Origin of the sequence: Pseudomonas sp. NY15356, assembly GCF_048068175.1 — a bacterium.
In the GTDB taxonomy this organism is placed as follows: domain Bacteria; phylum Pseudomonadota; class Gammaproteobacteria; order Pseudomonadales; family Pseudomonadaceae; genus Aquipseudomonas; species Aquipseudomonas putida_K.
Map to the genome: position 1 here is coordinate 1 of NZ_JBLUPW010000065.1, position 1,323 is coordinate 1,323.

Below are 1,323 nucleotides of genomic sequence, written 5' to 3' on the forward strand. Positions count from 1 at the left end.
TGTCCCGTCCTGAATAAGGTTTACACCTCCTATCCCGATTTTCCGGAGAGCTAGATGGAGCAAGGTGTAAAGCGCACGCAGCGAGATTACTCGCTGTCTTTTAAATTGGCTGTCGTTGATCAAATCGAAAAAGGCGAGCTGACCTACAAACAGGCCCAGGCGCGATATGGCATCCAGGGTCGGTCGACTGTTCTGGTATGGTTGCGTAAGCATGGTCGGCAGGATTGGAGCCAAGGGGCGTCGATCCGGGCCGAGAGGAGCTGCGCGATGTCCGACCCTAAAACGCTCACTCCAGAGCAGCGGATCAAAGAGCTTGAACAGCAGCTTGAGTTAATGAGCCAGAAGGCTCAGTTCTTCGAGACCGTCGTTGATGTCCTAAAGAATGACTACGGTGTGTCGGTCGTAAAAAAGCGATCCGGCAAGTCCTCTCGCAAGGTCAAGTCGCAGGACTGAGCATTGCCAGGGCTTGTCAGTTTCTAGGCATCAGCCGACAGGCTTACTACAAACGTAATCGAGTTGCTGATAGCAAAGCGCGCCAGGCAGATCGGGTTGTCGAGTTTGTGCAACAAGTCCGGATGCGTCAGCCACGGCTAGGCACACGGAAACTGCACTATCTGCTGCGTTGCCAGCCTGATAGGCGGATTCAAGTTGGCCGAGACCGGCTGTTTGAGGTCTTGGGGGAGCGCCGTTTGTTGGTGCTACCCAAGCGGGCGTATCACAAGACGACACAGAGCTTTCATCGCTTCTATCGTCATCCCAACCTACTCAAGCCAGGCCCCAATCAGATTGTCCCATCAGGGCCAGAGCACGTGTGGGTGGCGGACATCACCTACCTGCCGGCCAGAAGCGGCCCACTGTACCTAAGCCTGGTAACAGATGCTTACTCTAGAAAGATTGTTGGCCATCATGTTCATGAGAGCCTGCATGCCGAGTCGGTTGCACAAGCCTTTAGACAGGCCCTGCGCAAACGGCGGCGTCGCCAGCCGTTAGTCCATCACTCAGACCGAGGCATTCAGTACTGCTCAGCGCTGTATCAGTCACTGCATGCACGGAACGGGGTCCAATGCTCGATGACTGACGGATATGACTGTTATCAGAACGCGCTGGCCGAACGGATCAACGGAATCCTCAAAACAGAGCTGCTGCTGAGCAATCCAGAAAATCTGGAGCAGGCGAGAAAGATGGTTGATGAGGCGGTGCAAATCTACAACACGGAGCGGCCTCACATGGCCCTGAAAAACAAAACGCCCGATGCGGTGCATCGGGCGTTTTGAGGCCTATCGGCCTACCTGAACAGGTGTAAACCTATTTCAGGACTAGACA

The 1,323-nt window shown here is 54.6% G+C and carries 1 protein-coding gene; it reads left to right on the forward strand.

From position 1 onward, the window contains the following. The first annotated feature begins 54 nt into the window (after positions 1 to 54). Positions 55 to 1,274 (forward strand): IS3 family transposase gene (locus tag ACNFCI_RS23905; RefSeq protein WP_416768414.1). Its coding sequence is split into 2 segments (ribosomal slippage): positions 55 to 403 and positions 403 to 1,274, totalling 1,221 coding nucleotides; the frame shifts between segments, so codons are not numbered across the junction. Positions 1,275 to 1,323: the final 49 nt, after the last annotated feature.